The organism is Micromonospora sp. WMMB235, assembly GCF_001855515.1.
Taxonomy (GTDB): domain Bacteria; phylum Actinomycetota; class Actinomycetes; order Mycobacteriales; family Micromonosporaceae; genus Micromonospora; species Micromonospora aurantiaca.
In genome coordinates this window covers 476,655-494,694 of record NZ_MDRX01000001.1, presented here as the reverse complement: position 1 = coordinate 494,694, position 18,040 = coordinate 476,655, and the positions used below count along the sequence as shown (strand labels likewise).

The 18,040-nt window shown below is 72.6% G+C and carries 12 protein-coding genes; 5 read left to right on the top strand and 7 right to left on the bottom strand.

Annotated features, from left to right (window positions below):
* The first annotated feature begins 111 nt into the window (after positions 1 to 111).
* Positions 112 to 5,577, top strand: a complete 5,466-nt coding sequence (locus BFV98_RS01885) for a carboxyl transferase domain-containing protein (RefSeq protein ID WP_071094591.1) — start codon at positions 112 to 114, stop codon at positions 5,575 to 5,577.
* Between the two features lie 139 nt (positions 5,578 to 5,716).
* Positions 5,717 to 6,109, top strand: coding sequence for an SCO5389 family protein (locus BFV98_RS01880; protein ID WP_013286816.1), 393 nt, complete (start codon positions 5,717 to 5,719; stop codon positions 6,107 to 6,109).
* A gap of 38 nt (positions 6,110 to 6,147) precedes the next feature.
* Here the strand turns inward: BFV98_RS01880 and BFV98_RS01875 are convergent, their stop codons facing one another.
* Complete coding sequence (locus tag BFV98_RS01875; RefSeq protein WP_013286817.1) at positions 6,148 to 6,552, bottom strand: Fur family transcriptional regulator; 405 nt, start codon at positions 6,550 to 6,552, stop codon at positions 6,148 to 6,150.
* Between the two features lie 229 nt (positions 6,553 to 6,781).
* On the opposite strand from BFV98_RS01875, the gene BFV98_RS01870 reads away from it, so the two are divergent.
* From BFV98_RS01870 to BFV98_RS01860, 3 genes are read left to right on the top strand one after another with little or no spacing between them, the layout of a single operon-like run.
* Positions 6,782 to 7,339, top strand: a complete 558-nt coding sequence (locus BFV98_RS01870; protein WP_030268483.1) for a copper chaperone PCu(A)C — start codon at positions 6,782 to 6,784, stop codon at positions 7,337 to 7,339.
* On the top strand, positions 7,336 to 8,553 hold the full coding sequence (locus tag BFV98_RS01865; RefSeq protein WP_071094589.1) for a Dyp-type peroxidase: 1,218 nt from the start codon (positions 7,336 to 7,338) through the stop codon (positions 8,551 to 8,553). Before BFV98_RS01870 ends, BFV98_RS01865 begins: the two co-directional genes overlap by 4 nt.
* A gap of 20 nt (positions 8,554 to 8,573) precedes the next feature.
* On the top strand, positions 8,574 to 9,176 hold the full coding sequence (locus BFV98_RS01860; protein ID WP_071094587.1) for a copper resistance CopC family protein: 603 nt from the start codon (positions 8,574 to 8,576) through the stop codon (positions 9,174 to 9,176).
* A gap of 54 nt (positions 9,177 to 9,230) precedes the next feature.
* Here BFV98_RS01860 and BFV98_RS01855 read toward each other — a convergent pair whose 3' ends face one another.
* The 6 genes from BFV98_RS01855 to BFV98_RS01830 form a co-directional block, all read right to left on the bottom strand.
* Positions 9,231 to 10,220 carry a LacI family DNA-binding transcriptional regulator gene (locus tag BFV98_RS01855; protein ID WP_030268480.1) on the bottom strand — a complete coding sequence of 330 codons (990 nt, stop codon included), beginning with the start codon at positions 10,218 to 10,220 and terminating at the stop codon, positions 9,231 to 9,233.
* A 317-nt stretch (positions 10,221 to 10,537) separates the two neighbouring features.
* Positions 10,538 to 12,613 carry an RICIN domain-containing protein gene (locus tag BFV98_RS01850; protein WP_071094586.1) on the bottom strand — a complete coding sequence of 692 codons (2,076 nt, stop codon included), beginning with the start codon at positions 12,611 to 12,613 and terminating at the stop codon, positions 10,538 to 10,540.
* A gap of 248 nt (positions 12,614 to 12,861) precedes the next feature.
* A complete protein-coding gene (gene araA, locus BFV98_RS01845; RefSeq protein WP_013286823.1) occupies positions 12,862 to 14,364 on the bottom strand; it encodes an L-arabinose isomerase in 1,503 nt (500 codons plus the stop codon).
* 26 nt (positions 14,365 to 14,390) lie between these two features.
* Entirely contained in the window at positions 14,391 to 15,383 is a 993-nt protein-coding gene (gene yjfF, locus BFV98_RS01840) for a galactofuranose ABC transporter, permease protein YjfF (protein WP_013286824.1), read from the bottom strand.
* On the bottom strand, positions 15,380 to 16,450 hold the full coding sequence (locus BFV98_RS01835; RefSeq protein WP_013286825.1) for an ABC transporter permease: 1,071 nt from the start codon (positions 16,448 to 16,450) through the stop codon (positions 15,380 to 15,382). The genes yjfF and BFV98_RS01835 overlap by 4 nt, the downstream gene beginning before the upstream one ends.
* A complete protein-coding gene (locus BFV98_RS01830) occupies positions 16,447 to 17,988 on the bottom strand; it encodes a sugar ABC transporter ATP-binding protein (protein ID WP_013286826.1) in 1,542 nt (513 codons plus the stop codon). The genes BFV98_RS01835 and BFV98_RS01830 overlap by 4 nt, the downstream gene beginning before the upstream one ends.
* Positions 17,989 to 18,040: the final 52 nt, after the last annotated feature.

Sequence of the window (18,040 nt, the reverse complement as noted above, 5' to 3'; positions counted from 1 at the left end):
CTTCGGCCGTTACGACATGGCGCCGCCCGCGCATAGGCGGAAAGGTGAGGCGAGCCGGGGGCATCGCCGCGCCCGGCGCGCCACCGTGGGTCAACCGAAGGGGACGGTCACGTGTTCACCCGTGTCGCCATCGTCAACCGTGGTGAGGCCGCGATGCGGCTCATCCACGCGGTCCGGGAACTGGCCGCGGAGACCGGCAGCCGGATCGAGACCGTCGCGCTGTACACCGACGTAGACCGTACCGCCACCTTCGTCCGCGAGGCGGACGTCGCCTACGACCTGGGCCCCGCGTCGGCCCGCCCGTACCTCGACCTCAAGGCCCTGGAGCGCGCGCTGGTCGAGACCGGCGCGGACGCCGCGTGGGTGGGCTGGGGTTTCGTGGCCGAGGATCCGGCGTTCGCCGAACTGTGCGAGAAGATCGGCGTGACGTTCGTCGGACCGAGCCCCGACGCCATGCGCAAGCTCGGCGACAAGATCGGCGCGAAGCTGATCGCCGAGGAGGTCGGCGTGCCGGTCGCGCCGTGGAGCCGCGGCGCGGTGGAGAGCTTGGACGACGCGCTGCGCGCGGCGGCCTCGATCGGCTACCCGCTGATGCTCAAGGCGACCGCCGGTGGCGGCGGGCGCGGCATCCGGGTGATCCGCAGCGACGCCGAGCTGGCCGACGCCTACGAGCGCACCAGCCAGGAGGCGGCTCGCGCGTTCGGCAGCGGCGTGGTGTTCCTGGAGCGCCTGGTCACCGGCGCCCGGCACGTCGAGGTCCAGGTGATCGCCGACGGCCAGGGCACCGCGTGGGCGCTCGGCGTACGGGACTGCTCGGTGCAGCGGCGCAACCAGAAGGTGATCGAGGAGTCCGCGTCGCCGGTGCTGAGCCCGGAGCAGACCGCGGAGCTGAAGGCGTCGGCGGAGCGGCTGGCGGTCGCCGTCGGCTACCGGGGCGCGGCCACAGTCGAGTTCCTCTACCACCCGGGCGACCGGCTGTTCGCGTTCCTGGAGGTCAACACGCGCCTGCAGGTCGAGCACCCGATCACCGAGTCCACCACCGGGTTCGACCTGGTCAAGGCGCAGCTGCACGTGGCCGGCGGCGGCCGGCTCACCGGCGAGCCGCCGGTCGAGCGCGGCCACGCGATCGAGGCCCGGCTCAACGCCGAGGACCCGGACCGCGACTTCGCGCCCTCCCCCGGCCGGATCACCCGGCTCGACCTGCCCGCCGGGCCGGGTATCCGGGTCGACACCGGGGTCAGCGAGGGCGACACCATCCCGGCCGACTTCGACTCCATGATCGCGAAGATCATCGCGTACGGCCGGGACCGGGACGAGGCGCTGGGCCGCCTGCGCCGGGCGATGGCGAACACCATTGTGGTCATCGCCGGCGGCGCGACGAACAAGAGCTTCGTGCTCGACCTGCTCGACCAGCCCGAGGTGATCGACGCCAGCGCGGACACCGGCTGGATCGACCGGGTGCGCGGCGAGGGCCGCCTGGTCGCGCACCGGCACTCCGCCGTCGCGCTGGCGGCAGCCGCGATCGAGGCGTACGAGGAGGACGAGACCGCCGAACGGCAGCGGCTGCTGTCCACCGCGGCCGGTGGACGCCCGCAGGTGCAGCACCGCAGCGGCCGGCCGCTGGACCTGAAGCTGCGCGGCGTGACCTACCGGATGCGGGTGGCCCGGGTCGGCGCGCACCGCTTCCGGGTCGGTGTCGAGGCCGGTGGCGACGTGCGCACCGCCGACGTCGAGCTGGACCGCTTCGACCGGCACACCGGTCAGATCGCCGTCAACGGCGCCCGGTTCCGCCTGCTCACCGACACCCACGGCCCGGTGCACCTGGTCGAGGTGGACGGCGTGACGCACCGGGTCAGCCGCGACGAGGGCGGCGTGCTGCGCTCCCCCATGCCGGCGCTGGTGGTCGCCACGCCGCTTCAGGTCGGCGCGGAGGTCGAGGCCGGCGCGCCGGTGCTGGTGCTGGAGGCGATGAAGATGGAGACGGTGCTGCGGGCGCCGTTCCGGGCCCGCCTCAAGGAGTCGTCGGTCGCGGTGGGCACCCAGGTGGAGGCCGGGGCGCCGCTGCTGCGCCTGGAGCCGGTCGCGGAGGACGACGCCGAGGCGGCCGCCGGGCCGGCCGGACCGGCTGTCGAGCTGGACCTGCCCACCGCGCCCGCCGACGTGCCCGCGCGGTCCCGCGCCGAACGCGGCCAGGAGGACCTCTGCTCGCTGCTGCTCGGCTACGACGTGGACCCGCACGACGAGCGCCGGGTGCTCGACGACTACCTGGACGCGCGGCGGGCGGCCACCGAGGCCGGGCACCGGCCGCTGGCCGAGGAACTGGAACTGGTGAACGTCTTCGCCGACCTGGCCGAGCTGAGCCGTAACCGGCCCGGCGGCGACGACGGGCCGGGCGGGCACGTGCACAGCGCCCGCGAGTACTTCCACACCTACCTGCAGAGCCTCGACGTCGAGCGGGCCGGTTCCCCGGAGTCGTTCCGGGCCCGCCTGGCCAAGGCGCTCGCCCACTACGGCGTCACCGAACTGGACCGCTCGCCCGAGCTGGAGGCCGCGGTCTTCCGGATCTTCCTGGCCCAGCAGCGGGCCGCCGCGGACGCCGCGGTGATCGCCGCGCTGCTGCGCTCCTGGCTGCGCGAGCCGCCGCCGGACGAGGCGCTGCGCGAGCCGGCCGGTCTCACGCTGGAACGCCTCGTCGCGGCCACCCAGGTCCGCTTCCCGGTGGTCGCCGACCTGGCCCGGGGCGTGGTGTTCGCCTGGTTCGCCCAGCCGCTGCTGCGCCGCAACCGGGCCCGCGTCTACGCCCAGGTCCGCACCCACCTGCGGCACCTCGACGCGCAGCCGGACGCGCCGGACCGCGCCGGGCGGATCGCCGAGATGGTCCGCAGCACCGAGCCGCTGGTCCGGCTGCTCGGTCAGCGCCTGGTCCGCAACGACCTGGACAACGCGGCCATGCTGGAGGTGCTGACCCGCCGGTACTACGGCAACAAGGCGCTCACGGAGGTCCGCACCCGCACCGCCGGTGGCTGCACGTTCGTGGTGGCCGGGCGGGACGGGTCGAGTGTCGTCTCGGCCGCCGTCCGCTTCGACGCGCTCGGCGAGGCGCTGCGCGGCCTGGCCGAGGTGGCCCGGGACTGCGAGGCCGTCGACGCGGACGTCTACCTGGCCTGGGAGAACCAGCCCGAGGACCTGGACGCCGCCGCCGCCGCGCTGCTGGACGTGGTGAACGCACACCCGCTGCCGCAGCAGGTACGCCGACTCACCACCACCGTCGCCGGGCGCGGCGGCGCGGTGATGCACCACCACGTCACGTTCCGTCCGGCCGAGGGCGGCGGGATGGCCGAGGAGCGGCTGATCCGCGGCCTGCACCCGTACATCGCGCAGCGGATGCAACTGGAACGGCTGCGCGAGTTCGACCTGACCCGGCTGCCCTCGCTGGACGAGGAGGTCTACCTGTTCCAGGCGGTCGCCCGGCAGAACCCGTCCGACCAGCGGCTGGTCGCGTTCGCGCAGGTACGTGACCTGACCGAGCTGCGGGATCAGGACGGCCGCCTGGTGGCGCTGCCGACCACCGAGGACACGGTGGCGGCCTGCATCGACTCGATCCGCCGGGCGCAGTCGCGGCGGCCGTCGAAGTCGCGGTTCCCGACCAACCGGATCGTCGTCTACGTGTGGCCGCCGAGCGAGCTGACCCGCGAGGAGATGGAGCTGATCGCCGGGCGGGTACGCCCGACCACCGTGGGCGCCGAGCTGGAGGAGATCCTGTTCATCGCCCGGCAGCGCGACCGCCGTACCGGCGAGCTGACGAAGGTCGGCGTGCGGATCACGTTCGACGTCACAGGGCACGCGCAGCTGACGGTGGGCGAGCCGCCGGCCGAGCCGGTCGAGCCGCTTGACGACTACCGGTTGAAGGTGCTGCGGGCGGCCGGCCGCAACACGGTGTACCCGTACGAGCTGACCGGCCTGCTGGGCGACTTCGTCGAGCACGACCTGGACGCCGGTCACGCGCTGGTGCCGGTGGACCGGCCGAAGGGCCGCAACACCGCGGCGATCGTGGCCGGTGTGGTGACCACGCCGACACCGCGGCATCCGCAGGGCGTGACCCGGGTGGTGCTGCTCGGCGACCCGACCAAGTCCCTCGGCGCGCTGTCCGAGCCGGAGTGCCGGCGGGTGATCGCCGCGCTGGACCTCGCGCAGCGGATGGGCGTGCCGCTGGAGTGGTACGCGTTGAGCGCCGGCGCCCGCATCTCGATGACCTCCGGCACCGAGAACATGGACTGGGTGGCCGCGGCGCTCAAGCGCATCGTCGAGTTCACCCAGGACGGCGGTGAGATCAACATCGTGGTGGCGGGCATCAACGTCGGCGCCCAGCCGTACTGGAACGCCGAGGCGACGATGCTCATGCACACCAAGGGCGTGCTGGTCATGACGCCGGACTCGGCGATGGTGCTCACCGGCAAGCAGTCGCTCGACTTCTCCGGCGGCGTCTCGGCCGAGGACAACTTCGGCATCGGCGGCTACGACCGGGTGATGGGCCCGAACGGGCAGGCGCAGTACTGGGCGCCGAACCTGCCGGCCGCGCGGGACGTGCTGATGGCGCACTACGACCACACGTACGTCGCGCCGGGCGAGGACGCGCCGCGCCGGGCCGTCACGATGGACCCGGTGGACCGGGACATCTGCGGCTACCCGCACGCGGTGGCCGGCAGCGACTTCGCCACGGTGGGCGAGATCTTCTCCGCCACCGCGAACCCGGACCGGAAGAAGCCGTTCGACATCCGTACCGTGATGCGGGCGCTCGCCGACCAGGACCACCCGGTGCTGGAGCGGTGGGCCGGCATGGCCGACGCGGAGACGGCTGTGGTGCAGGACGTGCACCTCGGCGGCATCCCGGTGTGCCTGCTCGGCATCGAGTCCCGCTCGGTGCCCCGGCACGGCTTCCCGCCCACCGACGGCCCGGACACGTACACCGCGGGCACGCTGTTCCCGCGCTCGTCGAAGAAGGCTGCGCGGGCGATCAACGCGGCCAGCGGCAACCGGCCGCTGGTCGTGCTCGCCAACCTCTCCGGCTTCGACGGTTCGCCCGAGTCGATGCGCAAGCTGCAACTGGAGTACGGCGCGGAGATCGGCCGGGCGATCGTCAACTTCCGCGGCCCGATCGTGTTCTGCGTGATCTCGCGCTACCACGGCGGCGCGTTCGTGGTGTTCTCCAAGGCACTCAACCCGGACATGACGGTGCTGGCGATCGAGGGGTCGTTCGCCTCGGTGCTCGGTGGCGCGCCCGCCGCCGCCGTGGTCTTCGCCGGCGAGGTCGCCGCCCGTACGGCCGCCGATCCCCGGGTACGCGACCTGGAGGGGAAGGTCACCGCCGCGGCCGGCACCGAGCGGGCGGCGCTCACCGCCGAGCTGGACGAGCTGCGCTCGTCGGTGCGGGCGGAGAAGCTGGGCGAGGTGGCCGCCGAGTTCGACCGGGTGCACAGCATCCAGCGGGCGGTCGAGGTCGGTTCGGTCGACGCGGTGATCCGCGCCGCCGAGCTGCGTCCCCGCGTCATCAAGGAGATCGAGGCGCGCCTGCGCTGACATGTTGCACCGCCGGGCGGCGGGCGGGCCTTCGGGTCCGCCCGCCGTTTCGCGTGCGCCGGTCCTTGACGGGCCTGCCGTCGCATGATGTGCTCAATCGGTAATGGAAACCGTGTTCGCTAGCGATGACGGAGGACTTATGTCGCTCACCGTTCCGCCCGCCCTGCTGCACGCCGCCGAGACCGGTCCCGTGGACGAGGAGGCGTTCGTCGCCTGCGTCCGCGACTCCCTGCCGTACGCCTGGGAGACGGTCAGCCGGGTGGCCGCCGACCTGGCCGCGTCCGACGCCGAGTTCGCCGACAACGTGGTGCCGCCGCCGGGCGACGCCGAGCGCGGGCAACTGCTGCGCGCGATGGCCAGCGACGCGATCCGCGCCGGCCTGGAACGGCACTTCGGGGTGACGCTGGCGTTCCAGAACTGCCACCGGGTGGCGGCGTTCCGCCCCGGCGCGGCCGGCTCCGAGGCGTACCGCCGGTTCACCTCCAGCCGCGGCCAGTTGCTGAACCAGTCACCGGCACTGCGCAACTGCTGACGGCGACGCGCCGCGGGCGGGTCACCGCCCGCGGCGGCTCAGGCGGCGCAGCGGTCGCAGGTGCCGAAGATCTCCAGGGTGTGCCCGACGTCGGTGAAGCCGTGCTGCGCGGCCACCTGGTCGGCCCACCGCTCCACGGCCGGGCCGGCCACCTCCACGGCCCGGCCGCAGCGGCGGCAGACCAGGTGGTGGTGATGGCGGCTCTGGCTGCACCGCCGGTAGAGGTGCTCGCCGCCGGGCAGCCGGGCCGAGTCGATCTCGCCGTTGTCGACGAGCATCTGGAGCGTCCGGTACACCGTGGTGAGGCCGACCTTCGCCTGCCGCTGGACGAGCATCTGGTGCAGCTGCTGCGCGCTGTGGAAGCCGTCCAACTCCCGCAGCAGCGCCAGCACCTCGGCGCGCTGACGGGTGTTGCGGGTCGCCCCGGTCGTCGCCTGGGTCACCGTCGCCTCCCTCGTCCGGGCGCCCGCCCGGCACCCTCGTCCGGCCGCGGCCGCGCCCGGCGCGCCACGTGACACCCGGAACCATTATGCCTTCCGGGCGCACCGCCGATCCCGGGTCCGTGACGGCCCGCCGCCCGGGGTGTGACATGCCCGACCGCCCCGGCCGGAACTATCCGGCGTACCGCGCCGACAAACGGTACGAACACCGGATCTTCGAGGGGACTACGTCATGCCCAGCACCACCAGCCGCCGGTTCCTGCGCCCGGCGGCCCTGATCGGCGCCGCCGTGCTCGCCGCGTCGGTCACCGCCTGCGGATCCTCCGGCACGCCGTCCGCCGCCACGTCGGCGTCCGCCTCGGCGTCGGCGAGCGCGGCGGCGGGCGTGCTCACCGTCCGCGACCCGTGGGTGAAGGCCGCCGACAAGGGCATGACCGCCGCGTTCGCCACGCTCGCCAACGACGGCGACACCGACGTCACGATCACCGGCGTGACCACCGACGTGTCCCGGGCCGAGATCCACGAGATGGCCATGACCGACGGGAAGATGGCGATGCGGCAGAAGCAGGGCGGCGTCGTGGTCGCCGCCCGCTCCCAGGCCGCCCTGGAACCCGGCGGCGACCACCTGATGCTGATGGACCTGACCCGCCCGGTGCGCCCCGGCGACCAGCTCGACATCACGCTCACCTTCGCCGACGGCCGGACCCAGACGTTCACCGCCGTGGCGAAGCCGTTCACCGGCGCCCAGGAGAGCTACGCGCCCGGCCACGGCCCGAGCCCGGCGTCATGACCGGCAGGCGGGTGAGCCGGCGCGGCCTGCTCACCGGAGGCGCGATGGCCGCCGGGGGCGCGCTGGCCGGCGCCGGCGCCCTCACCGCCGTCCGTTCCGGCCCTCCCGGGGTACGCCCCGGCGACGCCGTCCCGGTGGCCCAGGTCGGCAGCGCGGTCGAGCCGTTCCACGGCGCCCGGCAGTCCGGGGTCACCACCGACCCGCAGGCGCACGCGGCGTTCGTCGCGTTCACGCTGCGCCCCGGCACCGACCGGGCGGCGCTCGGGCGGATGCTGCGGCTGCTCTCCGACGACGCGGCCCGGCTCACCCAGGGCCGCCCGGCGCTGGCCGACACCGAGCCGGAACTGAGCGTCCTGCCGGCCCGGCTGACCGTCACGTTCGGCTTCGGTCCCGGGCTCTACGCCGCCGCCGGGCTCGACGGCCGGCGGCCCGCCTCGGTGGCCGAGCTGCCCGCGTTCGGCATCGACCGGCTGCAACCCCGCTGGTCCGGCGGGGACGTGCTGCTCCAGATCTGCGCCGACGACCCGCTCACCGTCGCCCACGCCCAGCGGGTCCTGGTCAAGGACAGCCGTCCCTTCGCCGTCGTCCGCTGGGTGCAGCAGGGCTTCCGCCGGGCGGCCGGCGCCGAGCCGGGGCGTACCCAGCGCAACCTGTTCGGGCAGCTCGACGGCACCGCCAACCCGAAGCCCGGCACGCCCGCGGACACCGCGGTGTGGGTGACCGACGGACCGGACTGGTTGCGGGACTCGACCACGCTCGTGGTGCGGCGGATCAGCATGAACCTGGAGACCTGGGACCTGCTGGGCCGCGCCGACCGGGAACTCGCCGTGGGGCGGCGCATCGACACCGGCGCGCCGCTGACCGGCCGGGCCGAACACGACGAGCCGGACTTCGCCGCGCTCGGCCCGGACGGGCTCACCGTGATCCCCGACTTTTCGCACCTGACCCGCGCCCGCGTCACCGACGACCGGCAGAAGATCCTGCGCCGGCCGTACAACTACGACGGCGTGCCGACCCCGGAGGGGACCGCGGACAGCGGGCTCGTCTTCGCCTCGTACCAGGCCGACATCGCCCGGCAGTTCCTGCCCGTCCAGCGCCGGCTCGCCGAGCGCGACCTGCTCAACGAGTGGACCACCCCGATCGGCTCCGCCGTGTTCGCCGTACCGCCCGGCTGCCCCGAGGGCGGCTGGATCGGCTCGCAACTGCTCGGCTGACCACCACAGGAAGGCGCGTCATGCGTACCCGTTCCGTCACCGCGCTGCTCGCCGCGGCCCTCACCGCGCTGCTGCTGGTCCCGGCCACGCCCGCGGCGGCCCACAACTCGCTCCAGGAGGCCACCCCAGCGCGCGACGCCCGGCTCACCGCCGCGCCCACGCAGGTCACGCTGCGGTTCCTGCAGGGGCTGAACCCCTCCTTCACCACCATCACGGTCAGCGACGCGGCCCAGCGCACGGTGCCCACCTCCGCACCGGCGGTGGACGGCGCCACCGGCACGGTGACGATCGACGAGCCGCTGGGCAACGGCACCTACACCGTCGCGTACCGGGTGGTCTCCCGCGACGGCCACCCGGTCCAGGGTTCGTACCGCTTCACAGTGGCCGACCCGGCGGCGCCCGCACCGTCGGCTCCCGCATCGGCGGCTCCCACGCCGACGGCGGTTGCCGCGTCGGCTGGCGTGTACGGCGCGGACGAGCCGGATGCCTCGGGCGCGCGGTCCGGCGACGACGGCCCGCCGGTCGCGCTGCTGGCGGGTGGGGCGGTCGCCGGTCTGCTCGTGATCACCGGAATCGTGCTGCTGGTCGCACGCCGGGCGCGCGCTCGCCGAACGGACCACTGACGACCGGACCTCGCACGGCGGGGGTCGGCCACGGGCAGGCGGGCCGCTACCGCCTCAGCGGGCGGGCGGCGGGCCGACGCTGCGGCGCGGCACCAGCGTCGGCGCGATCGTCTGCCGCAGCGGCCCGACGGTCTGCGACTCGATCTGGGCCAGGAGCAGGTCCAGACTCGCCGCGGCGACAGCGCCGAAGTCCGGCCGGACGGTGGTCAGCGGCGGGATGAAGTACGCCGCCTCGGGCACGTCGTCGAACCCGACCACGCTGATGTCGTCGGGAACCCGGCGGCCGTGCTCGTGCAGCGCCCGCAGCACGCCCAGCGCCAGATGGTCGTTGGCGGTGAAGACGGCGGTGACCTCCGGCATCCGGGCCAGCATCTGCCCACACCGGTAGCCCGCCGCCGCCGACCAGTCGGCCGGGACCAGCGGCGGGATCTCGGCTCCCGCCTGCCGCAGCGCCTCGCGCCACCCCTCGATGCGGCCGGCGCTGTCGAACCAGTCCGACGGCCCGGACACGTGCCACACCGTGCGATGCCCGGCGGCGAGGAGGTGCTCGGTGGCGGCCCGGGCGCCGGCGACCTGGTCGACTGTGACCAGCGGGATCGGTCGCCGCGGGTCGCCGTCGACAGTCACCAGCGGTACGTCCTGGGGCAGCCGTTCCAGCGCCTCCCCGGCGGACTCGACCGGCGCGATCACCACGATGCCGGCGACCCGGTGTGCCAGGTGCCGTTCCACGGCGGCCGAGATGGAGCGGTGGTCGAGGTCGCGGACGCTGCCGACGCTCACCGCGAAGCCGGCCTCGGCGGCGGTCTGCTCCAGCGCCGCGAGCAGCGACGCCGGGCCGTAGAGCGTGGTGTTCTGCGCGACCACGCCGATCACCTGGGACCGGCCGGTCACCAGCGCGCGGGCCGCGCGGTTGGGCCGGTAGCCGAGTTCGGTGATGGCGGCCTGCACCCGTAACCGGGTCTGCTCACGCACGTTGGGATGCCCGTTGAGAACCCGGGAGACCGTCTGGTGCGACACCCCGGCGAGGCGGGCCACGTCCGTCATCGCAGGACCGCGCACGGCCACCTCACTTTCGCCACTGCCCGCGGCCACACCCGGTCGATCTCGACCGGACCGTCCCGGGTGGCGACAGTCTACGCCAGCGGTCCCATCGGTATCGGCACCGTTGATCGCCCGTTCCCGCCGTGGCGCGGCGATATCGGGGAATCGACAGGCGGCTCATTCCCTTCCGTTACGCAGTGGCACGAACAGGCAGCTCGGAGCGGGTGGAATTGCGCCCGGGGTGCGGCATTTCCGGCGATTGCCGGAGCCGCACCCCGGGTTGTCGAAGATGTGTCAACGGCCGCGAATGGTGACCGTTGTCACGGTGTCGTCAGGGAGAACTGCCGCACCGTCACCGCGCCGCCGAGGGATTGGGTGGCGTAGTTGAAGAAGCCGAACCGGTAGCCCATGAAGAACTGCCACGCGTTGTTGAGCGTCAGCGCGTTACCGAGCGACACGAAGTTCACCCCGTCGGTGCTGTAGGAGAACCGCGCCTGCCGGCCCGAGCCGGGCCGGATGTCGGCGTTCGCCCGCAGCCAGATCCGCCCACCGGACACCGCCGCACTGGCGATCTCCGTCCCGGTGCTCGTGGTGTTCCAGTTCGAGCCCATGGTCAGGCCGTTCGTCATCACCACGCGGGTGGCGCCGTTGTCCCGCCGTACGCCGATCCAGGCCGAGCTGTCCCGCAGCATCGCCAGGCCGGCCCGGTCACCGTCGCGCATGGTCGAGTAGTCCAGCTCGATCGTGCCGGTCGAGGTCGGACCCTGGATGCGGTGGGTGAGCGTGTTGCGTGCCCGGTACAGGTCGTTCGTGACGGTGGCGGTCTGCAACCGCAGGCCGTTGTTCACCGACCATCTGCTGTTGTCCGGGTTGTGGTTCCACTCGTACTGCACGCCGAGCGTGGTGCCGGAGAACGTGTCGGTGCCGGTGAGCGGCTTGACCGGGCGGGTCGGCAGCGGGTTGGGGTAGCTCGCGCCCCAGGCGCCGTTGACGGTCTGCACCTGCGGCCAGCCGTCGGAGGTCCAGCTGATCGGCGCCAGCGTCGGCATCCGGCCGCCCGGGTACGCGTCGGTGAACGCCATGTAGTACCAGGCGCCCGTCTGCGTCTGCACCAGCCCACCCTGGTGCGGCACGCCGCCACCGGAGATCGGGCCGGGCAGGTTGAGCAGGACCTGCCGCTGCTCGTACGGGCCGAACGGGCCGTTCGTGGACTTCAGCACGTACTGGCCGTTGGCCGGCCGGGTCAGCCAGATGTAGTACGCGCCGTTGCGCTTGTAGAAGCGCGCGCCCTCCAGCGTGCCGATGCTCGACGGCGTCTGGTAGACCTGCTGGGCCCGGACCTGGCTGCGCCCGTCGGCGGAGAGCTGGGCCACGCTGATCGTGCCGTTGCCGTACGCGACGTACATGGTGTCGTTGTCGTCGATCAGCATGCCGGCGTCGTAGTAGCAGTTGGGGATGGTGGTCAGGCGGTTCCACGCGCCGTCCACGGCGGTGGCGGTGTAGATGTGGGTCTGCGCGAAGTCGATGCACCCGGCCCAGTAGAACGTGCGGTTGCTCGGCCGGTAGTTCAGCGTCGACGCCCAGATGCCGTCCACGTACGCCTGCTCGCTGGCGCTCAGGTCGTACTTGGTGCCGAACTCCAGCCGCGGCACCGAGTGCCCGGCGAACTCCCAGTTCACCAGGTCCCAGGAACGCAGCACCGGCGCGCCGGGCGAGTAGTGCATGGTGGAGGCGGACATGTAGTAGACGTCGCCCACCCGGATGATGTCGACGTCGGCGAAGTCCTGCCAGACGGCCGGGTTGGTGAAGCTGCCGCCCGGGTTGCCCGGGTTGCCGGGGTTGTCGCCGACGCGGACGAGCTGCCACTGCTGGTTCGCGCCGTTCCAGTCGTCGTACTGGACGATGTTGCCGCCGTCGGCGGTGGAGGCGTTCTGCACCTCCATCACCTTGTTCGAGTTCCGGTTGATCAGCCGGACGTACCCGCTGTCGGAGTCGGCCAGCCGGAACTGCTGGTTGGTGCCGCCGTGGTCCGTCCACTGCACCACCGCCGCGCCGTTGGCTGTGGACGCGCCGGTCACGTCCAGCACCTTGCCGGAGTGCCGGGACCGCAGCCGGTAGTAGCCACCGCCGGAGTCCACGAACTGCCACTGCTGCCAGGCGCCGTCGTTGCGCGTCCACTGGGTGATCCGCGCCCCGTCGTTCGTCGCCTGGTTGTACAGGTCCAGCGCCTTGCCGCTGTTGCGGTTCACCAGCACGTAGTAGGCGCTGGTGTCCACTGTGGCAGCCGATACCGGCGCGGGCACGGCGCCCACCACCACGCCGCCGACAAGCAGTGCCACCACCCCGGCCAGCAACCGGGACAGGCGTCCACGTCCACGGGACAGTCGAGCCGTCACCACGATCCTCCTTCGTCGACCGGAGCCCGGGCACGGCAGTACGCGCCGACGACGGCAGCGTTATCGCTAACAGCGATGCCCACCCAGGCGGGAGTCGGATCCCTGGCAACTGCGGCGCAGATCGCGCCCGGAACGGCCCGCGAGCGGTGCCGGTGACCCTATCCATCGACTGTGAGCGATAACATGCCGTTCGTCAAGGCGTAACACGGACCCCGCCGCACGGGCGGCCCGAGGCGGCCCGTGGCGGCTCAGAAACCCCGGGCGAGCCGGTAGTACGCCTGGTTCCAGCGCAGCTCGTCCGCGAAGCGGTGGGGGCGCGTCTCGGCGTCGATGACCACCAGCTCGGTCCGGGCCATCGCGGCCAGGTCGCGCAGCTCCTCCATGCCGACGGCCTGGGAGAGGACGGTGTGGTGCGGCCCGCCCGCGGTGATCCACGCCTCCGCCGAGCCGGCCAGGTCGGGCTGCGGACGCCACACCGCGCGCGCCACCGGCAGCCGGCGCAGCGGGTGCGGCGGCGGCACCACGTCCACCGCGTTGGCGACCAGCCGGAACCGCTCCCCCATGTCCACCATGCCCAGCACGACCGCCGGGCCGGGCGCGGCGTCGAAGACCAGGCGTACCGGGTCCTCCCGCCCGCCGATGCTCAGCGGGTGCACCTCCGCGCTGGGTACGTCGGCGGCGATGCTCGGGCACACCTCCAGCATGTGCGCGCCGAGGATCAGCTCCTGACCGAACGTCAGGTCGTAGGTGTAGTCCTCCATGAACGAGGTGCCGCCCGGCACGCCGACGGCCATCGCCTTGAGCGTGTGCACCAGCACCGAGGTCTTCCAGTCCCCCTCGCCGCCGAAGCCGTAGCCGTCGGCCATCAGGCGCTGCACCGCGATCCCGGGGAGCTGGCGCAGTCCGCCGAGGTCCTCGAAGTTCGTGGTGAACGCCCGGAAGCCGCCGGCGTCGAGGAAGGCACGCAGGCCCAGCTCCTGGCGCGCCGCGTACCGCAGCGAGTCGTGCCGGTCCCCGCCGGGCCGCAGCTCGGACGCGACGCGGAAGGTGTCGTCGTACTCCTTGACCAGGTCGTCGACCTGCGCGTCGGGCACCTGGTCGACGGCGGCGACCAGGTCGTTGACGCCGTAGGTGTTGACCGAGACGCCGAAGCGCAGCTCCGCCTCGACCTTGTCCCCCTCGGTGACCGCGACGTCGCGCATGTTGTCGCCGAAGCGGGCCAGCCGCAGCGTCCGCACCGCCGACCAGCCGATCGCGGCGCGGGCCCAGGCCGCGACCCGCCCGACGACCCGGGGGTCGGTGACGTGCCCGGCGACGGTCTTGCGCGCCACCCCGAGCCGGGTCTGGATGAACCCGAACTCCCGGTCGCCGTGCGCGGCCTGGTTGAGGTTCATGAAGTCCATGTCGATGTCGTCCCACGGCAGCGCCACGTTGGCCTGCGTGTGCAGGTGCAGCAGCGGCGTGCGCAGCGCGTCCAGCCCGGAGATCCACATCTTGGCCGGGGAGAACGTGTGCATCCATGCGATCACCCCGACCGCGCCCTGCGCGGCCGCGTCCCGGCAGGCGGCGAGGATGTCCGCGCTGGAGGTGAGGACCGGCTTCCAGACCACGCGTACGGGGATGTCCGGCGACTCGTCCAGGCGCGCGGCGATCTGCCGGGACTGCTCGGCGACCTGCCGCAGGGTGTCCTCGCCGTAGAGGCCCTGGCTGCCGGTGAGGAACCAGACCTCGGGCTGGGGGTGAGTTGCCATGTTGTTGCCTTCCGCGCTAGGAACCGTCACTTGAACCGGATGCCGATGAGGCGCTGGAGGAGGATGAACGCGAACAGCAGGCCACCGATCACGATCTTGGTCCACCAGGAGTTGAGGCTGCCGTCGAACGTGATCAGCGTCTGGATCACGCCCAGCACCAGCACGCCGAGCACGGTGCCGAAGACGTACCCGGAACCGCCGGTGAGCACGGTGCCGCCGATCACCACGGCGGCGATCACGTCCAGCTCCATCCCGACGGCGATCAGCGGCGCGCCGGACAGCGTGTAGAACGACAGCAGGATGCCGCCGATCGCCGAGCAGAGCCCGCTGATCGTGTAGACGGCGATCCGGGTCCGCGCCACCGGCAGGCCCATCAGCAGCGCCGACTGCGCGTTGCCGCCGACCGCGTACACGTTGCGGCCGAACCGGGTGTACGCCAGCACGTACGCCGCGATCAGCACCACCGCGAACGCGATCAGCACGCTGATCGACACGAAGTTGCCAGCCGGGTCGCCGATGCGCTGCTGCGACATCGAGGTCCAGAAACCGTCGGTGATGGAGATGGAGGCGTCGCTGATGAACGTGCACATGCCCCGGGCGAAGAACATCCCGGCGAGTGTCACGATGAACGGCTGGATCTCGAAGAAGTGGATCGCGCAGCCCATCAGGAAACCGAGCGTCGGGCCGATCAGCAGCGCGATCACCAGCACCAGGGCCGCGGGCAGGCCGTCGCGCAGCAGCGCGGCCGACACCATCGCGGTCATCGCCACCACCGAGCCGACGGACAGGTCGATGCCGCCGGTGAGGATCACGAACGTCATGCCGACCGCGACGACGAGCAGGAAGCCGTTGTCGATGAAGACGTTGAAGACGACCTGGACGTTGGAGAAGGCGCGGTACTGGGACACGCCGATGCCGTACATGACCAGCAGCAGGGCGAGCGTGGCCAGCACCGGGACGTGCCGGCGGGGCAGGCTGGGCCGCCAGGACCGGCCGGTGGTCAACGACGTGCTGCTCATGCCGGCACCTGCTCCTTCTCCCGCTGCGGTGCCGCCGGGCCGGGTTCGGTCCCGCGCCGTCGCCGGCGCAGCCGGGCCCGGAACGCCGGGGCCTGGACGAGGCAGACGGCGATGACGACGACCGCCTTGAACAGCAGCGACGTCTGCGGCGAGATGTTCATGGCGTACACGGTGGTGGTCAGGGTCTGGATGATCAGCGCGCCGAGGACGGTGCCGCCGAGGGAGAACCGGCCGCCGGCCAGTGAGGTGCCGCCGATGACGACCGCCAGGATCGCGTCGAGTTCGATCCACAGGCCGGCGGCGTTGCCGTCGGCGCTGGAGACGTTCGCGGTGACCATGAAACCGGCGAGCGCGGCGCAGACGGCGCTGATCACGTAGACGAGGAAGACGATGCGCCGCGACCGGATGCCGGCGAGCCGGCTGGCCTCGGCGTTGCCGCCGACCGACTCGACGATCAGCCCGAGCGCCGTGCGGCGGGTGAACGCGGCCACGAGCAGCGCGGCGGCGAGCGCGATCAGGATGGCCAGCGGCAGCGTCAGGAAGTGCCCGAGCCCGATCGCCCGGTACGGACCGGAGTTGATCGTGATGATCTGGCCCTCGGTGACCAGCTGGGCGATGCCCCGCCCGGCCACCATGAGGATCAGCGTGGCGATGATCGGCTGGATGCCGATGACCGCCACGAGTATCCCGTTCCAGGCGCCGAGCACGAGCGCGGCGCCGAAGGCCAGGGCCAGCGCGGTGGCCACCGTGGCCGGGCTGTTCTGGTCGGCCGCCCCGCTGATGTGCAGGCAGGCGATCGCGCCGCTGATCGCGCAGAGCGAACCGACCGACAGGTCGATGCCGCCGGTGGCGATGACGAGCGTCATCCCGAGCGCGACCAGGATCAGCGGCGCGCTCAGCCGGAGGATGTCGATCGGCGTGCCGTACAGGTGGCCGTTCTTGACCTCGACGGCGAGGAAACCGGGACGGTAGACGGTGTTCGCGGCGATCATGACCACGAGCACGAGCGCCGGCCAGAACAGGCGGTGGCCGGTCAGCGGGCGGAGGCGGTCGGCGACGGCGGTCATGGGGTCACCTCCTCCCGGGGCGTTCCACTGGCGATGGTGCGCATGACGCGGTCGGCGTCGAGCGTGTCGTCGTTGTCGAGCTGGGCGACCATCTCCCGGTCGCGCATGACCGCGACCCGGTGGCTCAGGCGCAGCACCTCCTCCAGCTCGGCGGAGATGAACAGCACCGCCATGCCGCCGTCGGAGAGCTGCACCACCAGCTTCTGGATCTCGGCCTTGGCACCGACGTCGATGCCGCGGGTCGGCTCGTCCAGGATCAGCAGGCGCGGCTCGGTGATCAGCCAGCGGGCCAGCAGCACCTTCTGCTGGTTGCCGCCGGACAGGTTGCGAACCGGCAGTTCCGGGTTGGCCGGGCGGATGCTCAGCGCCTCCACGTACCTGCGGACCAGTTCGTCCTGGCGGCGTCGCGGGATCGGACGCAGCCAGCCGCGCGCGGCCTGCATCGCCAGGATCATGTTCTCCCGTACCGTCAGCTCCGGGACGATGCCCTCGGCCCGGCGGTTCTCCGAGCAGAACCCGACGCCCTGGCCGATGGCCTGCATCGGGTTGCGCACGGGCGCCCGGCCGCCGTCGAGCCGTACCTGGCCGTGGTCGGCCCGGTCGGCGCCGAAGATCAGCCGCGCCACCTCGGTCCGGCCGGAGCCGAGCAGGCCGGCCAGGCCGACCACCTCACCGGCGTGGATGCGGAGGCTGAACGGGGCGACAGCGCCACGCCGGCCCAGTTCGGCGGCGTCCACGAGCGGGGCCTCGCCACCGGCGTCGACTGTGGCGCGCTTCTGCTGCTCGTCGAGCCGCTCCAGCACGTCCAGCTCCTGGCCGATCATCTTCTCGACCAGGCTGAACTGCGGCAGCTCCTCGGTGCGGTACTCCCCCACGAGCGTGCCGTTGCGCAGCACCGTGATCCGGTCGGCGATGCCGTAGACCTGGTCGAGGAAGTGGGTGACGAACAGGATCGCGATCCCCTCGTCACGCAGCTGCCGCATGATCCGGAACAGCTGCGCCACCTCGCCGGCGTCCAGACTGGAGGTCGGCTCGTCCAGGATCAGCACCCGGGCCTGCACGTCGATCGCGCGGGCGATGGCGACCATCTGCTGCACCGCGAGCGAGTACGAGCCGAGCGGCGCGGAGACGTCGAGGTCGAGATCGAGCCGGGCCAGCAGGTCGCGGGCCCGGCGGCGCATCTCGCCCCAGCGCACCGCGCCGAGCCGGCGGGGCTCCCGGCCGATGAAGACGTTCTCCGCCACCGACAGGTTGGTGCAGAGGTTGACCTCCTGGTAGACGGTGCTGACACCGGCCGCGGCGGCCTGCATCGGACCGGTGAACGAGACCTGCTCGCCGTCGAGCGTGACGACGCCCGCGTCGGTCCCGTAGACGCCGGTCAACACCTTGATCAGGGTGGACTTGCCGGCGCCGTTCTCGCCCATCAGGGCGTGGACCTCGCCCGGGAACAGCCGGAAGTCGACGTCGTGCAGCGCGCGGACCCCGGGGAAGGTCTTGCTGATGCCGGTCATGGTCAGGACCGGACGGTTACCCGTCATCCCATCGGACCTCTTCTTCGACGGTGGTGGTACGGGGGCCGCCGTCGGTTGC

What these genes read in the sequence shown, in the direction of transcription:
- BFV98_RS01860 (WP_071094587.1), top strand. Translation starts at nt 8,574, where the DNA reads ATGCGTACCCGTTCCGTCACCGCGCTGCTCGCCGCGGCCCTCACCGCG.
- BFV98_RS01855 (WP_030268480.1), bottom strand. Translation starts at nt 10,220, where the DNA reads ATGACGGACGTGGCCCGCCTCGCCGGGGTGTCGCACCAGACGGTCTCC.
- BFV98_RS01830 (WP_013286826.1), bottom strand. Translation starts at nt 17,988, where the DNA reads ATGACGGGTAACCGTCCGGTCCTGACCATGACCGGCATCAGCAAGACC.
- araA (WP_013286823.1), bottom strand. Translation starts at nt 14,364, where the DNA reads ATGGCAACTCACCCCCAGCCCGAGGTCTGGTTCCTCACCGGCAGCCAG.
- BFV98_RS01835 (WP_013286825.1), bottom strand. Translation starts at nt 16,450, where the DNA reads ATGACCGCCGTCGCCGACCGCCTCCGCCCGCTGACCGGCCACCGCCTG.
- BFV98_RS01870 (WP_030268483.1), top strand. Translation starts at nt 6,782, where the DNA reads ATGCCCAGCACCACCAGCCGCCGGTTCCTGCGCCCGGCGGCCCTGATC.
- BFV98_RS01865 (WP_071094589.1), top strand. Translation starts at nt 7,336, where the DNA reads ATGACCGGCAGGCGGGTGAGCCGGCGCGGCCTGCTCACCGGAGGCGCG.
- BFV98_RS01880 (WP_013286816.1), top strand. Translation starts at nt 5,717, where the DNA reads ATGTCGCTCACCGTTCCGCCCGCCCTGCTGCACGCCGCCGAGACCGGT.
- yjfF (WP_013286824.1), bottom strand. Translation starts at nt 15,383, where the DNA reads ATGAGCAGCACGTCGTTGACCACCGGCCGGTCCTGGCGGCCCAGCCTG.